Consider the following 20,920-nt stretch of genomic DNA (forward strand, 5'->3'; position numbering starts at 1 on the left):
ATTGTACTTTGGGATTCATTTGCACTGTCGAAGCACGACATGGATTTGTTGCTGACCGGCGTGCCGCGCTAGCGGAGGCTCGTGACTGCGCACAGAGGGCTCTGGAAATAGACAGCTACAACCCAGAGGCTCACGCCATTGCGGGTTTTGCGGATGCAATCGATGGCAAGCTGGTTTCGGCTATCGAGAAGTTCAACAAGGCACTAGCGCTAAATCCAAACCACGCTGACGTGGCTGCCAGACTGTCAATCACCCTAGCTTTCAATGGCCAGGCTAATGAAGCGATCCAAGTCGCACAGCAAGCCATCACCCTGAACCCTCACTATCCAGGTTGGTATGCAGGCGTTCTGGGTTTAGCCCTTCGACTTGACGGTCAATACGAGGAAGCTACGAAAGCATTCATCGAATATGGTCAAAGGGTTGAAGGCTTTGGGCACCTCGACCTCGTAATCATCTATGTAGAGACGGAGAACCTTGAGGCCGCTCGCGATGAAGCACGGAATGTGATTAGATACCGCCCTCGGTTTTCCATATCGGATTGGGCGAAAACCCAACTTTTCTCTGACAGAGAGAGGCTGGAAAAAACCTGTGCATCCTTACGTTTGGCCGGTTTACCTGAATGAGCACAACGTTTCGTGGCGACAGCTTAGGATGTGGTGGAAATCGACTTCAGGTGTGTTCGACTTGGGCCCACGAGGGCCTTTCGCGTCTTCTTCACTCTAGCGGCGGGTCGTAACGTGAGGTGAACATTGATTTATTTGGTCAGTCGCCAAACACCGCGTTCAACCTTGTCCAGGCGTCTTCGGGCCAAACCTCTTTGAATTCGTAGAAGTTCTCAAAGCTCAGGATATCAGGGTTAAGTGGAACCCAAGACTGTTTGCTAGAAGTGAATATCTGAGCGTCCGGTGGACAAAGGTCAGGGTTATCCAGTGTGCCAACACGAATGTACCTAAGTTTACCCAGCCTTACTAAGTATTCGCTGAATACAGCCGTACCACATATCGCGCATCTTGTGATTTTCTGGCCCTTACCACTCGGAGTTGCCAACGTGTGGCTAGTAGTCTTTCCACTCCATGTAACGCGCTCCGTTTCAATGATGGCATTTAGTACGTAGGCGGACCCAGTTTGCTTCTGACACTCCTTGCAATGACAACAATGAACAAACATTGGTGGTGAAGACATTTGATAGGTCAATTGTCCGCACTCGCAAGAACCGGTGAATTCGGTTGCTTTTTCCGAAACCATGGATCAATCCACCAGCTCGTAGTGTTTGATCAATCTGCTCTCGACCAACTCAGCTTCAGCAGGGTCGATATGGGGAGAATTATAGTCCTCGCCAACGAACGCTTTGAGTGACGCCAAGTCTTTCCAGACCATTACAAAACTAAAATCTCTTCGGTTGTCACTGTGTGGTGCACCAGGCAAAACCTGAACGATCCATTCGATTCCTTTCATCATTGGAATCGCGGTTTTGTAGAAGAATTCTGCAAATTCTTCTTCCTTGCCGTCTCTGACTCGCACCTGAAATATACGCATAATCATGCAGTGTCCTCCCAAGAAAAATAGGCGCCTGCAAAAATGCCTCTCATCAGATCATATCATCACATCGAATATTTGTCCTGACTGGGCTCAAACCAGACATTTGCGTTTTGACTGCTTACTGCACAATAACAAAAGACAAACTGAACCAACGCATTTTTCTGCTGGTCAGAGAATATGGAACAAGGCCCCAACATCGGCCCGGACGGGCCAAACTTCATTGCGCGAAGCGTCGCCGGGATCGCCCTTTCGGTGCGAGTCAAATTGCTTGTCGCGTTTTTAGGTATTACCTGCCTGCTTGTCGGATTGACGCTTTTTGGACTGTATTCTCTGCATCACGCTAATGTCAGGACCGAAGCCATGATTCGCGATCAGGAGCGCATCGCGTTTCTGACCGACACCTACGCAACCATTTCCAACTTGCAAGCTTACCGGTGCTGTCAGACAAATTCGAACAAGTCTCAGCTAGGCCAGTATAGCTGCCATTTATGCCGCACCAAGTTCGCGCCACTCAGCGAGAGCGGCGGTGCGTGCCAGCTTGAAGGTATCTCTGCTGGTTAGCGATCTTTCCTGGTTGAAGTGGTTGTAGATGGAGAAATGGATGGAGGCGAATTTCTGTAAACTTCGCATGCGCCTGAAACGTTGCATGGCGCGTTCGCGTCGTCGGAAAGGAAGGTGTGAATTCTCGACGCGGTTGTTGAGCCACCTGCCCGTCTGCTGTTTTTCGGTTGCACCAAGCTCTCTGAGAGCGGCCCTGTATGACGCGAAGCGATCCGTTACAACTTTATCCGCTGTACCGTGTCGTTTCATCAATTTCTTGAGGAATTTCAATGCTGCCTGCTTGTTTCGACGTTTGGTGACAACGGCTTCCAGCACCTCGCCTTCGTGATCAACAGCCCGCCAAAGATAATGCCGCTTGCCATTCACCTTCACGAAAACCTCGTCCACGTGCCACTTCCATTTGGAGAACGCGCGCAGCTGCTGAACTCGCCTCCGTCTGATCTCAGCAGCAAACATCGGACCGAACCTGTTCCACCAATATCGGACGGCTTCGTGGCTCACTTCAATTCCCCGTTCATTCAATAGATCTTCCACGTTTCGAAGCGACAATGGGAACCGAACGTACAGCATTACAGCCAAACGAATGACGTCTGGACTGGTCTTGAAGTACTTGAATGGTGACTGTTTAATCATGCACGAAGGCTACGAGAGCACCCTACCCGCCTCAACCCAAGCTCTTCTGACAAAACCGTATTGATTTCGCCTCGACCAGACACAGTCCAAGGTCTTCCTCGGACGCATCAACCGACCGGCGTTCCAGGGTGCAAATCTCGTGTGATCGCTTCTCGCCCCAACCAAACTCAGTCTCTAAACTGATCTTGAATTTCATCGCTATGCTTCCTGCAAAAACAACGAGACATTAGATCAGAATCTGCAGGTATCCCCACATTCTTTCCACTCCCGTCGCGGACCGGGCCGTCCGTTGTTTCTGGCGGCAGGAAAGATGATGTCCGAAGGGGTTGTGTTGCAAGCCCCTACCCGCTTTACGCGCAAAATCTTTCCTTTTTGATCGTTACTTTTCGATCTTCTCAAATCTTTGATTACAACCGATAAGTATCGCTTATCGAGTCAATTGAAAAGCGAACTGAATTGACGCAGAATACGCGCTATGAGTACCCCTGCCCCATATCTCCCAGCCTCTTCTCCTGCACTGTCCTCAGCAGATCAGGACGCGCTGACCGATCTCTATGTCCGCGGCACGCCGGAGAACACGTTACGAGCGTACGAGCGTGACCTGGTCTACATCACGGCCTGGAAGGCCGCTCGGATTGGCTCGATCCTAAACTGGCCCGAGAATGAAGAAACCGCCCTCGCCTTCATCCTCGATCATGCCCGGGATCTGAACGACGCGCCGAAAACGGATGTCGCCCGCCAGACGGCAGAAGCGCTGATTGCACAAGGGTTGCGCAAGTCACTGGCCTGCCCGGCCCCCTCAACGCTGGACCGGCGTATCGCCTCCTGGCTGGCCTTCCACCGGATGAAGAACCTTCCCAGCCCGTTTGAGGCGCCGCAGGTGAAGCAAGCACGGGCCAAAGCACGCCGCGCCGCAGCCCGTCCCCCTGCCCCAAAATCCGCCCACCCCATCACCCGCGATGTGCTCGAGCAACTGTTGGCGACCTGCCGTGGCAGTCGTCGCGATTGCCGCGACCGGGCGATCCTGATGCTGGGCTGGGCCAGCGGCGGGCGCCGCCGCTCGGAAATCACGGCGTTGATGCGCGAGGATGTATCCATTAAGGAATTCGGCAAGAGCGGTGTCATCTGGCTGTCCCTGCTGGAAACCAAGACCACCCAGAAGGGAGAAACCCCCAGACTGGTGCTGAAAGGCCGAGCAGCGCAGGCTTTAGTGCATTGGATCGAAGTTGGGCAGATCAAGGACGGCCCCCTCTTCCGCCCGATCTCGAAAGCTGATCGGGTGCTGAACCGCCGCCTTTCCCCCGACGCGGTAGCGCAGATCGTCAAACATCGATTGAAGCTGGCCGGTCTGCCCGAAGACTTTGCCTCTGCCCACGGTCTTCGTTCGGGCTTCCTGACCCAGGCCGCATTGGACGGCGCCCCGATTCAGGCAGCCATGCGACTGTCCCTGCACCGCTCAGTCGCGCAGGCGCAGAAGTATTACGACGACGTCGATATCGCAGAAAATCCCGCTACGGACCTTTTGGGTTAACACGAAAAAGGGTGCTGGCTTCAAATCCAGCACCCCACGGAAGCTTCACATGTTTTCTGTAGGTTCTTACCCGTGGGTAAGATCATCCTCCTCTCGCAGGTATTCAATCATCGTTGCAATGGCGGCCTCCAGCCTCGCACGATCAACACGCGTAAAATCCAGATCGTGCCTGATCTCCAACCGTCCACTCGAGGCCGAACACTTTGCAATCCCCGCGCGGCCAGACACCTGAAACGTCGTCTTCGCCCGGCGCGGCTTTCCGGGACTGTCCGGTTTCGGCCTGGCAACAGCTTCCGAGGCCTGTCCCAAAAAAGACCGGAGAATCGCCACCTCTCGTGCGTTGTCCCTGTCGGGTTCGCTCATCAACGCAGTGCTGACTGCGCGGATCAAACCCGGATCGGAATCAAGCTTGCGCTTCAGTTCGACCCCCACATTTCGCGGGATTTCATTTGGGTGGTTCAGAACCTTGTCCAGCCTGGTCAGCAGGCTCGCGAATGCCCGAATATAACTTCGCTTTGTGTAGCTTGCTGATTTGAAAAGAATCGAAACCGCCTTGTCCACATCCGCACAGTCATTGGCCGGATCCTCTGCGTAGGCCCGGGCCAACGCACCCATTTCCGCAAAGGAGATGTCCTTTCGGATCAGGTTTTCATCCACCATACGCCGATAGCTGCTGTCCAGATCAGCGGCGTCCGAAATGCCTGCCGGAATTTTTGCGTAGATGGAATCGCCGGTTTCTTCCAGCAACAAACGATAAGCAGAAAGGCGGCGCATCCCCTGAATCAGGTCAAATCGCCCGTCCGCGCGACGCTCCAGCCGGATCGGGTTGGAAAGACCGATTTCCCTGATCGACGCTTTCAACTCCTCCAATTCCGGATCCGGACCGGGTTTGCGATCGCGCGTCAGTTTTTCTGTAACGACGTCTGACAGGTCTACACGTTCCGTCACCAGCCCTTCGGCCCGCAGGCTCACCAGCTCATGCGCAAGCCTGTCGTTTTCTGCGCGAATGGCATCCTCGGTCGATTGCTGATCGCGCAGAGCACCAGCATTCTCCGAGATTGCTGCGGCCATCGGACCCCGCCGCTTCTCCAGAACTTGGTCCGGAACCTTACCCACGGGTATGTCTTCCATGGCGGGCATATCAATGTCGAACATTCTGCGTTTGCGGGTCATGCGTCATCCTCCAGCTTATCCCAGGCCGACAGCATGACGCCCCGAAACTCTTCATATACGTTGTCAAAGGTCGATCGTGCGCGGCGCCAGGTTTCCCGGGTCATCTCTCGGTAATCCATCTCGTAGACCGAACTGAGGAAACGACCGGATTGTTCGACCGCGCGGGTCATCTCGACCGGGTGCTCGGCCACGTGTTCCCCGAACACTTTTCGAAATGCGTCGAACATGGCGTGGTGCAGGGCGTTGCCGGGCTCATATCGCGTCAGCAGAAAGCGCAACTCACAGAAGGTCTTGGGAAGCCCGATCTTACCCGTGGGTAATGTTTTGTCGAACCCATAAGCGAGGTCTTCCAGAGCTTCAGCAAGCTGGCCAATGAACGAGGTCGTGGAGTCGTATTCCCAGTAACCCGGGCCGGATGGGACATACAGCATGTCCGCCGCAAACACTGCGTTCATCGACTGGTAGCCAATGGCAGGCGGGCAGTCGAACAGGATCAGGTCGTAAGAGTCATCGGGGATCTGGTCCAGATAACGCGATACTGCCGCAAAGAACGACCATTCAGGATTCAAGTGCCGGTACTGAGCCGAGGCAAACTCGACAAAAGCGGCGTTGGCGCAGGACGGGATGGCGTCGATGCTGGACCAGGACGTCTGCTTGATAAAGTCACCGATCCGCAGATCACCGAGCCCCATGTCCGTGATCGATGGCGGCAACTCGCGGCGGGGCAGGGCGGTCCCGGATTCGGCGGCGGCGGGGCGGTTGTTCATCCGTTGGGTCTCGCGGATAAGATCACGCGCCATAATGCCCCAGACCGTAAAGTCTTCGGCAACATCCGTCAGGCCCATCGAATGGCTCAGTGTCGCCTGAGGGTCGAAATCCACCACCAGCACCCGGTAGCCATCCAGTGCCGCGGCATGGGCCAGATGCAACGCCACCGTTGACTTGCCCGCGCCACCCTTGAAGTTGGCTACAGCGGCACGGATGGCACGCTTGCCGGCCGGGCGGGGCGGCATCAGGGTCTTGCGGTTCACCTTCAATCGACGACGCAGTTCATTGACTTCTTCCAGGCTGAACCATCTCTGCCGGCCATCCGGCTCCACCTCACCACTGGGCAGGGTCGGGTCCGAGGCCAACTTGCCCCGAAAAGTGGATTGGTTGACCTTAAAGATCAGCTCCGACACTTCCCAGCTTGAGAACCGGCGGAGGGTCTTCTCCATCTCAGGGCTAAAGGTCTGCTGGCGAATCCAGCCCTGCAATTTGAGCGACTGATTACGCAATGCATTCAGGTCTTCGTGCGTGTACATGCCTCGGGTCTCGTTTCTTAGGACGTTAAATTTTGTGGTTTTCATATTTACGCTTGATTTGCAGCTTTGGCAAAAGAAATTATGATGGGATGACAATCTTACCCACGGGTAAGAAAACAAGGGCCATCGGCACGTGGGCCGATTCGATTCGCGACGCTGACGAGGGAAGGCACTCGCTAGGGGGAACGCTCCAGAATTAGGGGGTCACTACGTTCGGGTATACAGCATTTAGGGGGACAAAGTGCCCAAATAAGGGGACATACAGGGTGTCCCCCATCACCAATATTTCACCAATTTCTTTTCTTTTTGAATGCTGGATTTGGATCCGCAGCCGCCCAAAACAAGACAGCTCTTGACAGAATCGATGAGCTGGACGCTAATTGGGACATCATCACGAAAAGCGTTGGAAAAGCGCGAGGCGGTAAGCAACCGCGTGAGGCAGATAGAGCGGTGAGGGACAAATGCAGGTTGCAAAACCGGTCGGGCGCAATGCCTCGGCCCTGAAATACGACATTCTGTCGGCGCTGTCTGTCCACGCGCTGTCTGGCGACAAGCATCGCCAGCGCAGTATTCTTCGCATAATGGTTCTGATCACCACCCGCTACAACTGGCGCAACAACGAACTGTCAATCGGGCGCGAGGAAATTGCGCGCCTGTGGTCCGTGGATGAACGAACCGTCAAACGCGAGATGGCCAAGCTGCGCGGCAGAGGGTGGATTTCAGTCAAACGACCGGCAGCACGGGGGCGGGTTGCGGTCTATGAACTGGATCTGAAGCGGATCATGATCGACACCGAAGAGATCTGGCCCACTATTGGCAGGGATTTTCAGGACAGGATGGGGCAGGCCCCGGCCGAAGAAACCAACATCATACCGTTCAAATCCAAACCTCCGGCTCCGGAAACAGGCGACGATGACGTCTGGCGGTCGGTCCAGGCGTTTCTGTATGAACGCGACCCAGAGCTTTGGTCCAGTTGGTTCCAGCATCTGGTCGAGGCTGGCAGGGCAGGGGGGGTGGCCACCCTGATTGCGCCCAGCCGTTTCATGGCGGATTACATTTCGCAAAAATGGACAACCCGCGTTTTGGCCGCGTATGCGCGTGTGGACCCTTCTGTCCGAACCCTGCGGATCGACGCTGCGGAATAAGGCGGCGAGGGCAGGCAAGACCAGCTGATAACCATACGGGTCACCGGCGTCGCCTCTGATTGCGCCAAACGAAGGTTTTCTGAACATCGCGGTTGCGATGCTGAGCATTTGAGGAGATGTAATCAAATATGGGTGGTGCGCAAAATGCCTGATTTTTGCGTATCAGTATCTGACTGAAGCTGTAACGCATGTTTCCGGAAAGACCTGGAAGTTCCGTAGTACGTGGCCCGTCTCAGCCAACATGGTCCAAGATGGCCAAATCACGCCGGACTTTTCTACTTTTTACAGTTGATCCAAATGGCCGGCTTCCGTCACGATACTACGCGAAGAAAATGTCGGGCGTTGTCTTCAAGGCGATGGCCGTGTGCCCGGTGGTCAACGGTTCCTTGTACTCGTGAGAAAAACGGTCTTGGCCATTTAGTTGGTGTCTTGTGCAACGCTGTGTCGCAATTCATCTTCCCCACACGCGATCAGGGTCTTCCGCCCTGGGCTGTACCAAACCAAGCGGCAATCCAAGGTGCATTTCTGGCAGGTGAGGGGCCACGCGAACCACGGGGCAACGACCAGGCATTCCATTGGTAAATGCCTGCGTCGCATCAGGAAACAATAAATGATTAGGTTTAGCCTAATGTTTGGTGAGGAACTCAATTCTTCAGAGGTTTCGCCGCTCCGTATATACCTGTGCCAAATTTCGCGGTGCTTAGGGAGGCGGATGTGTCTGACAGTGGAAATGTCGCGATTGACGTGCGGGATGCGGTCAAGCGCTACGGCGACTTTACGGCGCTGAAAAGGATCTCACTGTCGATCATGGACAATGAGTTCTTTACGCTTCTGGGGCCGTCGGGCTGCGGCAAGACCACTTTGCTGCGGATGATTGCCGGGTTCGAGGACGTGACCGAAGGCGCCATTTTCCTGTATGGCGATGAGATTGAAAACCTGCCACCGAACAAGCGCCCGGTGAATACGGTGTTCCAGAACTATGCGCTGTTTCCGCATATGACCATTCTGGACAACGTGGCTTTTGGGCTTGAGATGCGCGGTGCGTCGAAGTCTCAGGCGCGCACGAAAGCCGGTGAAATGCTGGAACTGGTGCAGCTCAGCCAGTTTTCGGCGCGCAAACCAAGCCAGCTTTCGGGCGGCCAGCAACAGCGGGTCGCGTTGGCGCGTGCATTGGCGCCACAGCCCAAAGTGCTGTTGCTGGACGAGCCGCTATCCGCCCTGGACCTTAAACTGCGCAAGGCCATGCAGCTTGAACTGAAGCACCTGCAGCGGGAAACCGGGATTACCTTTATCTTCGTGACGCACGATCAGGAAGAGGCGCTGACCATGTCCGATCGCATTGCGGTGATGTCAGCAGGTGAAATGCAGCAACTGGGCGCGCCGACGGATATCTATGAGCGACCGCGCAACATGTTTGTTGCCGATTTCATCGGCGAGACGAACCTGCTGGAAGTATCCGTCGACGGGCTCCGGGACGGTCGCGCGATCTGTCATCTGGGCGGCGGGCACGAACTGACCTGTGATCAGGTCGAAGGTGTCGGGGTGGGGTCAAAGGTTCACATGTCGATCCGACCCGAGCGTCTGTACATGTCCGACAAACCGGTCGAAAGCGAAAGCCTCAAGGGGCGCGTGAAGGACAACATATTTGTCGGCACCGACATCACCACGATCGTGGATCTGCAGGACGGACCCGATTTCGTGGTGCGCACGTCGAACTCTGATCGCGGCAACAAGCGCATCTTCGAGCCGGGCACCGAGATGTTCGTCAACATGGAGCTGGGGGCCGCGCGCCTCCTGGTGGACTGATGGCCGCCGGTGCAGCAAGCGGCGGCAGCGCAACGACCGACACCTATAAGGAGGCCCGCACTTGGCTGCTGTTGCCTGCATGGGTGACGCTGAGCATTTTGGTCCTGGCACCGGTGTTCATGATGCTGGTCTACTCGTTCCTGACGAAAGAGTTCCGCGGCGGCGTGATCTGGGAGTTTTCGCTGGCCGCTTATGATCAGTTCTTCTTTGACCGTGGTCTGTTCGGGGATGAACCGCCCAAGATCGAATGGACCTACCTCACCATCTTCTGGCGTTCGATCTGGCAGGCGGGCGCGGCGACGGTGCTTAGCCTGGTGATCGGCTTTCCGACGGCCTATTTCATTGCCACCCGGCCCGAAAACATGCGGCCCGTCTGGGTGTTCCTGATCACGATCCCGTACTGGGTGAACCTGCTGATCCGGACCGTGTCGATGAAATTCCTGCTGCGCGACCAGGGTCCGCTGAATGACTTTCTGATCAGCATCGGCCTGATCGACAGCCCCCTGCATATCGTCAATACCAACTTCGCGGTGCAACTGGGCCTGTTCTATTCCTATCTGCCCTTCATGGTGCTGCCGATCTACGCGGCGGTGGAACGCTACAACTTCGCGCTGAGCGAAGCGGCAGCGGATCTGTATGCAACCAAGTGGACGACTTTGCGGCGCATTCTCCTTCCGGCGGTGAAACCCGGTGTGATCGCCGGATGCATCCTTGTTTTCGTTCCCTCGATGGGTTCCTTCCTTGCCCCCGACCTGCTGGGCGGCGCCAAGAACTTTATGATCGGCTCGCTGATCGAGGAACAGTTCAAGGGCAATGCCGGCAACTGGCCGTTTGGCGCGGCTGCGTCGATGATCCTGCTGACCATGGTTCTGATCCTGCTGATGCTGTTTGCACGGCAACAGGCCAAAGCCGAGAAAGCGGAGGGCTGACCGATGGCAAGCAAGCAATTCGACATCAAGTCCTATCGCGGCTTCAAAGGTATCACCCTGTTGTGTCTGATCGTTTTGTATGCGCCGCTGCTGGTCGTGACGATCTACAGCTTCAATGCCTCGCAATCACTGACAAACTGGGAAGGTCTGTCGCTGCGCTGGTATGCGGACGTGTTCACCGGACCGGAAAGCGATAAGTTCAAGCAGGCCGCCAAGAACAGTTTTATCATCGCCATTGTTGCAGCCACGGTGTCGACGTCAATTGCGACACTGGCGGCGACCGGAATGGTCCGGGGCGGCAGGTTCAAACTGCGCACCCTGTCATTCGGCCTGATCAGCCTGCCACTGATGGTGCCCGAGATCGTGACGGCCGTTGCAACCCTGATCTTCTTCAATTCGATCGGATTTGAACGCGGCATCATGACCATCCTGCTGGCTCATATCGCGTTTTGCATTCCCTTTGCCTATTTGCCGATCTCGGCCCGGATGCAGGGGATCGAGGACAGCTATGAACAGGCCGCGCAGGACCTTTATGCCACCAAGCGGCAGGCATTTACCAAGATTCTGCTGCCGCTGATGATGCCCGGTATCATCTCGGGCTTCCTGTTGGCCTTCATCGTCAGCCTGGATGACTTCATCATCACCAACTTTGTCAAAGGCGCGGGTGTTGAAACCCTGCCGACGGCGATCTTCGGTTCGGTCAAACAGGGTCTCAAACCCAATATCATGGCGATTTCGACCATGCTGCTGGCCGTGTCCGTCATCATGGTCACGATCAGCTACTTCGTCAGCAAAACTGACAACACGAAATAACCAACAGAGGGAAAACACAATGAAACATATGATGAAAAGCGGCGTCGCCGCGCTGGCCCTGACTTTGGGCGCAAATGCAGCGGCAGCCGAAGGCGAACTGGTTGTCTATCACTGGTTCGAATACATCCCGCAGGAGCTGATCGACAAATTCTCCGAGGAAACCGGCATCGAGGTGACCATGGACACCTACGATTCAAACGAGGCGATGCTCGCCTCGCTCAAGGCTGGCGGGATCGGAACCTATGACGTTTCGGTACCGGGCGATTACATGGTGTCGATCATGGCAGGCGAGGGCATGCTGGACACGATCGAAGACGGCGAACTGAAGAACAAAGGCAATATCGAACCCGAATGGGCCGATCCCAGCTTTGACCCGGGTCGCAAACATTCGATCCCGTATCAATGGGGCTCGACCAGCTTTGCCGTGAACCGCGACGTCTATTCCGGCGACATCCAGACCACCGACATCCTGTTCAACCCGCCGGCCGAGTTGCAGGGGCGGATCAACATGCTGGACAGCCAGGGTGAGGTCATGGCCATGGCGGCGCTGCACATGGGCATCCCGCAGTGTTCCACCGACCGCGAACAGCTCAAGGCGCTGAACGCCATGTTGCAAGAGGCCAAGCAGCACTGGTCGTCCTTCAACTCGGACACCGCCAAAGAGGTTTTGGTCTCGGGCGACGCGGCGGTCGGCCAGATCTATGACGGGTTCTCGGCCAAAGCGCGCGAGGAAGGCGCAAATGTCGAATATGCGTACCCGACGCAGGGCTATATCGCGTGGATGGACAATGTCGTTCTGCTGAAAGACGCGCCGAACCGTGACAACGCGCTGAAATTCATGGACTTCCTGCTGGAGCCGGAAAACATCGCCGCTGTCACCAACTTTGCCCGCTATAACGCGGGGGTCGCAGGCGTCGAAGAGTTCCTGGACCCCGCGCTTGCGACGCAACCGGAAAAGAACCCGCACGACAAGGTCGGCCCCGGTGTCTTTATCGAGGTTTGTTCGCAGGAAGTTCAGGCCGTCTATGACCAGATCTGGACAAATCTGAAGAAGTAAACTCTCCCCGTGCAATAAGCACCAATTTACCGGGCGGCCAGGCCGCCCGGTCTTTTATTCCATCGGTACTGCGACGAGTTTGAGCAGCAGCAGGAAAAGCGCACGCTCGATGGTGATGTCCAGCTTGCGATAGGCGCTTTTTGACCGTGCGCGACGCTGCATCCATCGTGGTGCAGGTTTGGCGCTGCAGTTGGTGCGGCTGTTGTGCTGACGTCAAAAAAAACCGAAGATCACGTCTATCAGAACCTGATTGTGTGCGGGGACGAGTGGGAGGACGCAGGCGTCAAATCCGTCAGCCGGATCGGCGATTGCGAGGCCCCGTCGGTCTTTGCGGCAGCCGTCCATGCCGGGCACCGCTGGGCGCGGGACCTGGATAGCAGCGAGAGGCCGGTGCCGAAATTTCTGCCGATGCCACTGAGTTAAAAAAGGAGGAAAACATGACCAAACCTATCCGCTTGCTGGCCGATGGCCACCCCGAAACCGGCTTTGTCCCGTCTTCCCTAGTGGCTGACGGTGATTTCACCACCTCGGACAAGACCGAGACCATAAGCAGCTTTTTCGAAAGCCGGGATGAAAAGATTTCGGTAGGGGTATGGGAATGCGCGCCCTGTCGCGAGGATATCGAGGCTTATCCGGTGGATGAGATGATGACCGTGATCTCGGGTTCGGTCACGCTGACCGGATCGGACGGGGTGGCGCAGGTTTTTGGGGCCGGAGACACCTTTTTTGTACCCAAAGGCACGCCCTGTACGTGGGAAATCACGAAGACATTGCGCAAGTTTTACATGATTGCGGAATGACAGGCGCGCGGCGCGGGTTACCGTGCGCCGCGCAAGTTTCGCAAGACCGCCAGAACGGCGATGAAAATGAACATGACCTCGATCACGATTGCGCCCGGATTTGGCCGATGGATAAGGGAAATCATGACCAGTGATCCGCCCAGAATGTTCCAGGCATTGAAGGGTATCTTGTTTGCGGGAAGGACATTGCATGTCGCCAGATAGTAGACGCACACGATAATTGCCGACCCCAACAGGCCGATTCCGTCAACAAGAGTGAGGTCCTGCAGCAATTCCATATCCGGTCTCAGTGGCTGATATCGGCCAGGATACGGTCCATCATCGCGTCACAGGCGCTGAGTTGCCCGAGGTCCAGATATTCGTCCGGCTTGTGTCCTTGCCTTTCCATTGATCCCGGCCCGCAAACGACGGTGGGAATGCCCAGCTCGCTGAAAAACCCGGCCTCGGTGCCAAACGCGACCTTCGTGGTCGCGTTGCTTTGCGACAGCTTCAGGGCATAGCCGATGACGGCATCCGTGTCGGGCACGTCCAGACCGGGATAGGCGTTATATTGTTCGACCTCGACGCGCGCCTCGGGGCATAGGTTTTGATACGCCGCACCAACTCTGTGGGCCGCATCCTGTATCTGGTCGAGGATATCTTTGCCGCGGTCCGATGCCAGATGCCGGTATTCAAAGGTCAGCTCGGCGCGGTCCGCCACGATGTTCAAAGCCTTGCCGCCGGACATCATGCCGACGTGAAAGGTTGTGTAGGGAACGGAGTATTCCGGGTCGATGTTTCCACTTGCGGCATAGGTTTTTTGCAGGGCGCGCAACTCATTCACGAAATCAGTCGCCAGGTGCAGCGCGTTGACGAATTTCGGCGCCAACGCCGAATGACCACTTTGCCCGTGGCATACAGCCCGCAATGCGGCTTTTCCCTTGTGACCGACAGCGACCTGCATCTCGGTGGGCTCGCCCACAAAGCAGGCGCGGGGCTGACCCAGCATCGGCGCCAGCCGATCCAGCATGTGCTGAATGCCAACGCAGCCGACTTCTTCGTCATAAGACAATGCAATCCTGAGCGGCTCGCGCAGGTTCGAAGTGCCCGTGCGGTCGGCCAAAGCCATGACCGAGGCCACATAACCCTTCATGTCAGTTGTTCCGCGCCCGTAAAGCCGGTCACCTTCGCGGGTCAGCCGGAAGGGATCCCTGGTCCAGCTTTGCCCTTCGACCGGAACGACATCAGTGTGCGCGGACAGCAAAACGCCATCTCCGTCCGGTCCCTTTTCGGCATAAAGCCCGGTTTTTTCTCCGCCGGGGTCGGTGATGCGGTGAACAGCAAAACCGCGCGCCTCAAGAAACGCTTCGACATAGCTGGCCAGCTCAAGGTTCGAGTTCTTGCTGACCGTATCGAAGCTGACCAGCTTTTCCAGAATTTCCAGCGAGGACGTCATACTCTTTGTGCCTGTGATTTGGATGAAAATACCCGTGTTGTGCACAGCCTATACGACCTGCAAAAAACATAAATCCGGGATTGGCGAACCAGAGGTTAGGATAAAACGAAGCTGATATCAGCCCGCTTTCTGATTGCAGAGACCCGGGAGCGTGCCGGACTTCTCGGCTTGTTCACAATGCTCGACAAAGGCCTTCACCGTATTGGTCTCATTCTCGGCGCGCGCTGTGAGCAACCCAAGATGCATCGGTCTGAGATCCCCTGCCAAAGGAACGAAGATCAGCTTTTTGCCATCGGGCGACAGCACATTCAGGGGGCGGATATTTGCGATCGAAAATCCGAAGCCATTGGCCACCAGGGACCGCATCACGGACATGTCGGCAGTGCGTTCCCCGATATTCGGTTTGATATTGGCATCCCGGAAGAAAGACAGGAAATACTCACCACTGAACGGCAGGTCCAATAGCACCATCGGGCTGTCCTGAAGATCGGGGATCGTCAGTTCTGTCCGGTCGGCCAGCGGGTGGCCTTCACCCAGGACAACATAGGGCGGCAGCTTGTGAAGGGGCCGGAATTCCAGATCGGCAGGGATATCCAGATCATATGTCAGCGCGATATCCAGTTCTGCCCGGCGCAACTGGCTGAAGATTTCCGCCTGATTGAGTTCGCGCTGCTCGATGCGAACGTCGGGGTATGTGATCTCGAATTCCCGCCGCAATCCGGGCAGGACGATCTGCGCAAAGGTCATTAGACAACCCACAGAAAGGATGCCCTGAACCTTGCCGGTGATTTCACCTGCCAGCGTCGCCAGAAGTTCGGCCTCGCGCAGAACGAATTCGGTGCGTTCCATGAACTTGTGCCCGGCCTTGGTCAGTGACAGGCCCCGCGCGTGTTCGCGCACGAACAGATTGACACCGAACTCAAGCTCAAGCTGGGTGATCGCCGCCGAGATCGACGGCGACGAAACATTCAGTTTATCGCTGGCAGCAGCGATGCTGCCTGCCTTTCCAACGGCCACAAAGTATTCCAGCTGCCGCAGCGTGTATCTGAAAGGCAATGGCGCATCCCCGCGTGGTTGCGGATCAAGCCGTGTACTTGATCCACGTGGTCTTCAAAGCAGTATACTTTTCAAGCGAGTGCAATGACAAATCCCGTCCGAAGCCCGATTGTTTCATGCCGCCAAACGGCGTTTGGGCAGACAGGGCGTCAACGGTGTTGACCGAAACGGTGCCGACCATCAACTTGTCCGATACCCGGCAGGCACGGCTGAGGTTGTCGGTCCAGACCGAGGCCGCCAGACCGTAGATCGAGTCATTCGCCATGGCGACGACCTCATCCTCGCTGTCAAAAGGAATGACCGACAGGACGGGACCGAAGATTTCATCGCGGGCCAGAGGGTTGTCGTGGTTCACGTCGTCAAAGATGGTGGGCTGAACAAAGCAGCCCTTGCCGTCGACAGTGACACGCTCGCCACCTGTCACCAGATTGGCCGATTTCTTGCCTTCTTCGACGAAACGGATAATGCCTTGCGTCTGCTTTTCGTCGACGATGGCGCCCATTTTCGAGGCCGGGTCCAGCGGATCGCCCGGTTGGGTTGCCCGCGCCCGCGCAATCAGCTTTTCGACGAAGGCATCCTTGATCGAGCGTTCGACATAAAGCCGCGAGTTGGCCGAGCAGACCTCGCCCTGATTGAAGAATATTCCAAAGGCGGCCATGTCGGCGGCGGTGTCCAGATCCTCGCAATCGGCAAAGACAAGATTGGGGCTTTTGCCGCCGGTTTCCGGCCAGACCTGTTTCAGGTTCGACTGCCCCGAATACTGCATGAACATCTTTCCGATGGCGGTCGAGCCGGTAAAGGCCAGGCAATCCACATCCATATGCAGACCCAGCGCGCGACCGGCCGTCGCGCCAAAGCCCGGCACGACGTTGAAGACCCCGTCCGGGACGCCGGCCTCGGCGGCCAGTTCGGCCAGGCGCAATGCCGAAAGTGGCGATTGCTCGGCCGGTTTCAACACAACCGAGTTTCCTGCGGCCAGCGCGGCGGCGGCTTTCCACGTGGCCATGTCCAGTGGGAAGTTCCATGGGGTAACGGCGCCAACGACACCAAGGGGGATGCGGCGGACCAGTGCCAGATCGCCGGGACTGGTGGGGGCAACCTCGTCATAGACCTTGTCGATGGCCTCGGCATACCACTGGAAGAAATGCGCGGACCCCGGCGCGTCGATGGTGGCGGCATCAGTGACCAGCTTGCCCATGTCGAGGCTGTCCAGCAGCGCCATCTCTTCCAGATTGTCCCGGATCAGATCGGCCAGTTTCAGCATCACCGCCTTGCGGTCCCCCGGTGCCATGCGTGACCAGCGGCCATCTTCGAACGCAGCGCGTCCCGCGGCCACGGCCCGGTTGACGTCCTCTTCGTCACATTCCGCAACTTTGGTCAGAACCGCGCCGGTGGCCGGATTGACGCTGTCAAAGGTCTTGCCAGAGGCGGCATCGACGAACGAGCCATTGATGAAGGCCTGCCCCCGAAACGACAAACCGGCGGCACGGGCTTTCCAGTCTTCGTGTGAATAGTCCAACATTTTGTCTCTCCCTGATTACTGGTCGCCGGGCACGCCGTAGGAGGGCGCCTCGCGCGGGTCGAGTGCGCGCTGGATGTAGGCGTCCAGTTGTGGCTTGTAGATGTCCCAAGCGGTTGCAACAGCCTCGATGGGACAATCTTCGGTCCAGTCGCAACGCAGATCGGCCACCGGCCAGCTAACTTTGTCGACAATCTTCAGGCCTGCGGAATGCACCGGACCGGCCTCGCCACCCGCAGCAAGACCCGCGCGCATCGCGGCAATCAGGCGGTCGCCGATATGGCCCGAGGCGGAAAGGAATCCGTCGACGATGGCCTGCGGAATGCCGTCATTGTCCAGCAGGTTCCCGCCCGATGCGACGTTCTCGGCCTGCGCCTGTGTCCAGATTCCAAGGCTGTTTGGCCCAGAATGGATTGCGGTGCGCCCGGCCGTGTCCACAGCCAGAACCTGACGGTATTCGATGAATTTTGCGTCGGTCTTCATGGCCTCGATAGCCTCGGGTGCGGTCTTGCCCTGTTCCATCAGGTCCAGCGTCAGCGGACCAAGGCTGGGGTCGGTCACGTTCTGCGTTGCGACCGCCCCGACTCCGGCGCGGGCAAAGGAACAGCGGGCCGCCACGGCGGGCGACGAGGAGGAAATCGCTAAGCCGAACATTCCAGTTTCAGCGCAGCGGGCAACCAATGAAAAAGTCATTCAGGTCTCCTTGAAACACAGGAACCGGACCGCGCGTGAGAGCAAGAAAGGGACGCGGTCCGGTCTGTCGACTGATCGAAACGATCAGTCAGGGATAACGGCGGTGCCGTCGATTTCGACCAGCCATTCCGGACGTGCCAGCGCCTGAACCACCAGACCGGTCGAGACCGGATGAACGCCTTTGATGTATTCGCCCATGGTGCGATAGACGGCCTCGCGGTGGCGGACATCGGTGATGTAGACGACGACCTTGACCAGATGCTCCATCGAGCCGCCGCATTCCTCGATCAGCTGCTTGATGTTCTGCATCACCTTGTGGGTCTGCTCGACCGGGTCGTGACTGTCGATGTTGACCGCATCGTCCAGGTTCTGCGGGCACTGGCCACGCAGGTAGACGGTTTTGCCACCCTGAGTCACAACGGCCTGACACAGGTCGTTGTCGAGGTTTTGTTCAGGGTAGGTGTCAGAGGTATTGAATTTGCGGATACGTGTATGCGCCATGTCGGGATCCTGTCTTCTTACTCTGCTGCGGGGGCAATGATCGCTGCTTCGCCGTCATAATCGGCATAGGCCCGCTGGATCGCGATCTGATCGGCAATGTATTTCGCATCGTGCCAGACGCCCCACAGGAAGGTCGAGCCGCGGCGCGACTGCCAGGGCAGGCCAAGGAAATACACGTCCGGTTCAACCGAAACCCCGCGCTGATGGATCGGCGCGCCTTTGTTGTCGAAGGCATTGGCCTTGATCCAGCTGAAATCCTGACGGAAGCCCGTGGCCCAGATGATCGTGGTAATGCCTTCCTTGGTGAAATCGACCGAACCGAGCGGATTGGTCAGGCTGTCGGGATCGGCGAAGGCTTCTCGCGCCTCGGGTTCTTCCGGAAGATCAAGGCCGGTACGGTCCACATAGGCGTCCGCCAAATCCAGCATTTCGTGATAATTGGCATCGCCAGCGGCCACATTGCGCCGCAAATCGTCGGCGAAGCTCAGAATGCCGTTCTCGAAGCTTTTTGTCATGCCAACCAGGGTGACGCCTTCGTTGCCAAGACGACGGAAATCCATTGTGTGCCCGCCATAGGCGCCGCTGACCGAGATGGTCACGTGTTCGGTTCCCGGCTTCATCGCGGACACGTCCCACAGGCCCAGAACGCCCAACCACCAGACGAAATCCCGGCCTCGATAGCGGCGCGGCGGGCGGTCATGCGGTCCTACCGACAGAAACACCTTGCGGCCAGCCCGGTTCAGCTCATCCGCGATCTGTGCGCCGGATGATCCGGCACCGACGACCATCACGGCACCTTCGGCCAACTGGCCGGGGTTCTTGTAGAAAAACGAGTGAATCTGGTCGACACCTTCCGTTTTCGGCACAATCGGCGGGATCACCGGATGCTGGAAAGCGCCCGTAGCGGCAACAATGCGCTTGGCATGGATTTCACCGGCCGAAGTTTCGACACGGAAGCCGCCCTCGCCGGGCATACGCTCGGCCCTGAGCGCCTCGACACCTTCGCGGATGGGCGCGTTCACCATTTCGGCATATTCGACAAGATAGTTGGCCACCCGGTCTTTCGAGACAAAGGCATCCGGATCGTCGCCCTTGAACAGCAGGCTCGGGAAACGATCGTGCCAGGCCGGGCCGTTGGCGACCAGAGCATCCCAGCGACCGGTACGCCACGCCTCGGCAGTCCGGTTCTTTTCCAGAATGATATGCGGAACATTGTTGTTTCCCAGATGCTCGCTGAGCGCGATACCGGCTTGACCGCCACCAACAACCAGTGTGTCCGTTTTCTCGATGGGCATGTTTCGTTTCCCTTTGACTGTATCTCGGTCCGACACAAATGGCCGGGCAAACTCCTGGCTGAACTGGATAGGGTCTGACAGACGGTTCCAATTATGGAGGCCCCTGTAGTCACCGATTTCGGAGGACGGCGTGCAGTCGTCAAAGTGACCATTGTTCGGGCGACGGTCACTTCGCGATTACAGCTTTCCGTGCCGATCCAGCACGCCTTGCGCGTTTCGTGAGGAACGTCCCACAAGTTGGAATTGGGCGAAATTACTGTCTAGCTTACCCTTAGTTAGGTTTTGGCTAATCTGGAAGGATTTACGCTTGTTTTGATTGCAGTTGGCTGTGATCGGACAGGTACGGTGCGATCAGATAAAACAGCTCTCCCTGCGAAGAGATCTGGCATTTCCTGTATAGCTGCTTGCGTATGACTTTGACGGTTTGCGGGCTGATCCCAAGCGTGAGGCCGATGGAAACCGACGAATGCCCCTGCAGGATCAAAAGTGCGATCTCAGCTTGCCTTGCGCTCAAACTGATCTCGAGTTCCGAGGACAGTCGGTGACGCAAAAGATCGACGACATCTTCCGGCGTGTCTGAGCCCTGCGGTCTGAGGTCCGACCAGTTCTGCCTGACCAGCGCATTTACAACCGGGGCCAATTGCCTTGCCTGCTCAAGATCACGGGATGAAAACCGTGATGCGGTGGTCGCATCCCGCCCCAGACAGACGGTCATCGACACGCCCTGCGTCGGAGACGAGAAGAATGCGATCTCATCGGCGAGCGTGGTGCGTTGATAATAGGATTTGTAGTACTCGTTGCGATGAAACTGGTCCGGGGCAATGTCGCTTAGTCGGTACATCCCATCTGCCGCGTCTGCCGCGTGCAGGGAATAGAACGGGTCCAGCAGGTAAGCGCCTGTTACATAGTGGCTGTTCATACGTTCAAAAACGCGCTTCTCGCTGGCTTGGGTCAGAAAGACCTCTGGTTGTTGGCTTTTGAAGAAAGCGACGATGGTCATGTTATCGATACGCAGGCAGGCGCCGAGCCAGTTTTGCAATCGCTGGGCAAACCCGGTGGTACCTATGGACAGGATTGTGTCTGCCAGAAGCTCTGGCTTGGGCATGTGGTCCACGGCGCTATACCTCTTT

22 protein-coding genes and 1 pseudogene are annotated in these 20,920 nt (G+C 57.0%); 9 read left to right on the plus strand and 14 right to left on the minus strand.

Annotated elements, in window-relative coordinates; all coding sequences use genetic code 11:
* The coding region (locus ACR0J8_RS14465; RefSeq protein ID WP_480890841.1) for a tetratricopeptide repeat protein at positions 1-623 on the plus strand (623 nt) is incomplete at its 5' end.
* Between the two features lie 139 nt (positions 624-762).
* On the opposite strand, the gene ACR0J8_RS14470 is transcribed toward ACR0J8_RS14465, so the two are convergent.
* The 4 genes and pseudogenes from ACR0J8_RS14470 to ACR0J8_RS14485 form a co-directional block, all read right to left on the minus strand.
* Entirely contained in the window at positions 763-1,245 is a 483-nt protein-coding gene (locus ACR0J8_RS14470) for a GFA family protein (protein WP_480890844.1), read from the minus strand.
* A gap of 3 nt (positions 1,246-1,248) precedes the next feature.
* A complete protein-coding gene (locus tag ACR0J8_RS14475; RefSeq protein WP_010442309.1) occupies positions 1,249-1,542 on the minus strand; it encodes a hypothetical protein in 294 nt (97 codons plus the stop codon).
* 483 nt (positions 1,543-2,025) lie between these two features.
* Positions 2,026-2,733, minus strand: a complete 708-nt coding sequence (locus ACR0J8_RS14480) for an IS6 family transposase (protein ID WP_260027307.1) — start codon at positions 2,731-2,733, stop codon at positions 2,026-2,028.
* Positions 2,734-2,791: 58 nt separating this feature from the next.
* Positions 2,792-2,929: pseudogene (locus ACR0J8_RS14485) on the minus strand (ISKra4 family transposase); the annotation flags it as partial.
* A 279-nt stretch (positions 2,930-3,208) separates the two neighbouring features.
* Between ACR0J8_RS14485 and ACR0J8_RS14490 the strand changes: the two are divergent.
* A complete protein-coding gene (locus ACR0J8_RS14490; RefSeq protein ID WP_480890847.1) occupies positions 3,209-4,264 on the plus strand; it encodes a tyrosine-type recombinase/integrase in 1,056 nt (351 codons plus the stop codon).
* A 66-nt stretch (positions 4,265-4,330) separates the two neighbouring features.
* On the opposite strand, the gene ACR0J8_RS14495 is transcribed toward ACR0J8_RS14490, so the two are convergent.
* Entirely contained in the window at positions 4,331-5,437 is a 1,107-nt protein-coding gene (locus tag ACR0J8_RS14495) for a ParB/RepB/Spo0J family partition protein (protein ID WP_480525744.1), read from the minus strand.
* Complete coding sequence (locus ACR0J8_RS14500; protein WP_170611545.1) at positions 5,434-6,741, minus strand: AAA family ATPase; 1,308 nt, start codon at positions 6,739-6,741, stop codon at positions 5,434-5,436. Before ACR0J8_RS14500 ends, ACR0J8_RS14495 begins: the two co-directional genes overlap by 4 nt.
* Positions 6,742-7,202: 461 nt before the next feature.
* On the opposite strand from ACR0J8_RS14500, the gene ACR0J8_RS14505 reads away from it, so the two are divergent.
* The 7 genes from ACR0J8_RS14505 to ACR0J8_RS14535 all read left to right on the plus strand — a co-directional run bounded on the left by ACR0J8_RS14505 (position 7,203) and on the right by ACR0J8_RS14535 (position 13,291).
* Positions 7,203-7,886 (plus strand): DnaA N-terminal domain-containing protein, encoded by a 684-nt coding sequence (locus ACR0J8_RS14505; protein WP_480525746.1) that lies wholly within the window; start codon positions 7,203-7,205, stop codon positions 7,884-7,886.
* A 714-nt stretch (positions 7,887-8,600) separates the two neighbouring features.
* Positions 8,601-9,692 carry an ABC transporter ATP-binding protein gene (locus ACR0J8_RS14510; RefSeq protein WP_170611548.1) on the plus strand — a complete coding sequence of 364 codons (1,092 nt, stop codon included), beginning with the start codon at positions 8,601-8,603 and terminating at the stop codon, positions 9,690-9,692.
* Positions 9,692-10,621 (plus strand): ABC transporter permease, encoded by a 930-nt coding sequence (locus ACR0J8_RS14515; RefSeq protein WP_170611550.1) that lies wholly within the window; start codon positions 9,692-9,694, stop codon positions 10,619-10,621. The genes ACR0J8_RS14510 and ACR0J8_RS14515 overlap by 1 nt, the downstream gene beginning before the upstream one ends.
* Positions 10,622-10,624: 3 nt before the next feature.
* Entirely contained in the window at positions 10,625-11,434 is an 810-nt protein-coding gene (locus ACR0J8_RS14520) for an ABC transporter permease (RefSeq protein WP_170611552.1), read from the plus strand.
* Positions 11,435-11,453: 19 nt separating this feature from the next.
* Complete coding sequence (locus ACR0J8_RS14525; RefSeq protein WP_170679207.1) at positions 11,454-12,491, plus strand: extracellular solute-binding protein; 1,038 nt, start codon at positions 11,454-11,456, stop codon at positions 12,489-12,491.
* Positions 12,492-12,695: 204 nt separating this feature from the next.
* Entirely contained in the window at positions 12,696-12,914 is a 219-nt protein-coding gene (locus ACR0J8_RS14530) for a hypothetical protein (protein ID WP_480525750.1), read from the plus strand.
* 14 nt (positions 12,915-12,928) lie between these two features.
* Positions 12,929-13,291: a cupin domain-containing protein gene (locus tag ACR0J8_RS14535; RefSeq protein WP_480525751.1), complete on the plus strand. Its 363-nt coding sequence runs from the start codon at positions 12,929-12,931 to the stop codon at positions 13,289-13,291.
* Between the two features lie 17 nt (positions 13,292-13,308).
* Here ACR0J8_RS14535 and ACR0J8_RS14540 read toward each other — a convergent pair whose 3' ends face one another.
* The 8 genes from ACR0J8_RS14540 to ACR0J8_RS14575 all read right to left on the minus strand — a co-directional run bounded on the left by ACR0J8_RS14540 (position 13,309) and on the right by ACR0J8_RS14575 (position 20,895).
* On the minus strand, positions 13,309-13,569 hold the full coding sequence (locus tag ACR0J8_RS14540) for a CBU_0592 family membrane protein (protein WP_170611560.1): 261 nt from the start codon (positions 13,567-13,569) through the stop codon (positions 13,309-13,311).
* An 8-nt stretch (positions 13,570-13,577) separates the two neighbouring features.
* Positions 13,578-14,726, minus strand: coding sequence for an acetylornithine deacetylase (argE, locus tag ACR0J8_RS14545; protein ID WP_480525753.1), 1,149 nt, complete (start codon positions 14,724-14,726; stop codon positions 13,578-13,580).
* A 117-nt stretch (positions 14,727-14,843) separates the two neighbouring features.
* Entirely contained in the window at positions 14,844-15,782 is a 939-nt protein-coding gene (locus tag ACR0J8_RS14550) for a LysR substrate-binding domain-containing protein (RefSeq protein WP_170611565.1), read from the minus strand.
* A gap of 25 nt (positions 15,783-15,807) precedes the next feature.
* Complete coding sequence (locus ACR0J8_RS14555; protein WP_480890856.1) at positions 15,808-17,304, minus strand: aldehyde dehydrogenase; 1,497 nt, start codon at positions 17,302-17,304, stop codon at positions 15,808-15,810.
* A 15-nt stretch (positions 17,305-17,319) separates the two neighbouring features.
* Positions 17,320-17,994 carry a DUF1028 domain-containing protein gene (locus ACR0J8_RS14560; protein WP_480525757.1) on the minus strand — a complete coding sequence of 225 codons (675 nt, stop codon included), beginning with the start codon at positions 17,992-17,994 and terminating at the stop codon, positions 17,320-17,322.
* Between the two features lie 84 nt (positions 17,995-18,078).
* Entirely contained in the window at positions 18,079-18,495 is a 417-nt protein-coding gene (locus ACR0J8_RS14565) for a RidA family protein (RefSeq protein ID WP_480525758.1), read from the minus strand.
* A gap of 17 nt (positions 18,496-18,512) precedes the next feature.
* A complete protein-coding gene (locus ACR0J8_RS14570; protein WP_480525759.1) occupies positions 18,513-19,790 on the minus strand; it encodes a flavin-containing monooxygenase in 1,278 nt (425 codons plus the stop codon).
* Between the two features lie 301 nt (positions 19,791-20,091).
* Complete coding sequence (locus tag ACR0J8_RS14575; RefSeq protein ID WP_480525761.1) at positions 20,092-20,895, minus strand: helix-turn-helix transcriptional regulator; 804 nt, start codon at positions 20,893-20,895, stop codon at positions 20,092-20,094.
* Positions 20,896-20,920 lie beyond the last annotated feature (25 nt).

Source organism: Ruegeria sp. N11 (assembly GCF_056531525.1).

Excerpts from the sequence above, each read along its gene's own strand:
- ACR0J8_RS14555 (WP_480890856.1), bottom strand. The coding sequence starts at position 17,304 with ATGTTGGACTATTCACACGAAGACTGGAAAGCCCGTGCCGCCGGTTTG.
- ACR0J8_RS14500 (WP_170611545.1), bottom strand. The coding sequence starts at position 6,741 with ATGTACACGCACGAAGACCTGAATGCATTGCGTAATCAGTCGCTCAAA.
- ACR0J8_RS14540 (WP_170611560.1), bottom strand. The coding sequence starts at position 13,569 with ATGGAATTGCTGCAGGACCTCACTCTTGTTGACGGAATCGGCCTGTTG.
- ACR0J8_RS14565 (WP_480525758.1), bottom strand. The coding sequence starts at position 18,495 with ATGGCGCATACACGTATCCGCAAATTCAATACCTCTGACACCTACCCT.
- ACR0J8_RS14470 (WP_480890844.1), bottom strand. The coding sequence starts at position 1,245 with ATGGTTTCGGAAAAAGCAACCGAATTCACCGGTTCTTGCGAGTGCGGA.
- ACR0J8_RS14480 (WP_260027307.1), bottom strand. The coding sequence starts at position 2,733 with ATGATTAAACAGTCACCATTCAAGTACTTCAAGACCAGTCCAGACGTC.
- ACR0J8_RS14475 (WP_010442309.1), bottom strand. The coding sequence starts at position 1,542 with ATGATTATGCGTATATTTCAGGTGCGAGTCAGAGACGGCAAGGAAGAA.
- argE (WP_480525753.1), bottom strand. The coding sequence starts at position 14,726 with ATGACGTCCTCGCTGGAAATTCTGGAAAAGCTGGTCAGCTTCGATACG.
- ACR0J8_RS14495 (WP_480525744.1), bottom strand. The coding sequence starts at position 5,437 with ATGACCCGCAAACGCAGAATGTTCGACATTGATATGCCCGCCATGGAA.
- ACR0J8_RS14560 (WP_480525757.1), bottom strand. The coding sequence starts at position 17,994 with ATGACTTTTTCATTGGTTGCCCGCTGCGCTGAAACTGGAATGTTCGGC.
- ACR0J8_RS14490 (WP_480890847.1), top strand. The coding sequence starts at position 3,209 with ATGAGTACCCCTGCCCCATATCTCCCAGCCTCTTCTCCTGCACTGTCC.
- ACR0J8_RS14520 (WP_170611552.1), top strand. The coding sequence starts at position 10,625 with ATGGCAAGCAAGCAATTCGACATCAAGTCCTATCGCGGCTTCAAAGGT.
- ACR0J8_RS14525 (WP_170679207.1), top strand. The coding sequence starts at position 11,454 with ATGAAACATATGATGAAAAGCGGCGTCGCCGCGCTGGCCCTGACTTTG.
- ACR0J8_RS14570 (WP_480525759.1), bottom strand. The coding sequence starts at position 19,790 with ATGCCCATCGAGAAAACGGACACACTGGTTGTTGGTGGCGGTCAAGCC.
- ACR0J8_RS14535 (WP_480525751.1), top strand. The coding sequence starts at position 12,929 with ATGACCAAACCTATCCGCTTGCTGGCCGATGGCCACCCCGAAACCGGC.
- ACR0J8_RS14515 (WP_170611550.1), top strand. The coding sequence starts at position 9,692 with ATGGCCGCCGGTGCAGCAAGCGGCGGCAGCGCAACGACCGACACCTAT.
- ACR0J8_RS14575 (WP_480525761.1), bottom strand. The coding sequence starts at position 20,895 with ATGCCCAAGCCAGAGCTTCTGGCAGACACAATCCTGTCCATAGGTACC.
- ACR0J8_RS14505 (WP_480525746.1), top strand. The coding sequence starts at position 7,203 with ATGCAGGTTGCAAAACCGGTCGGGCGCAATGCCTCGGCCCTGAAATAC.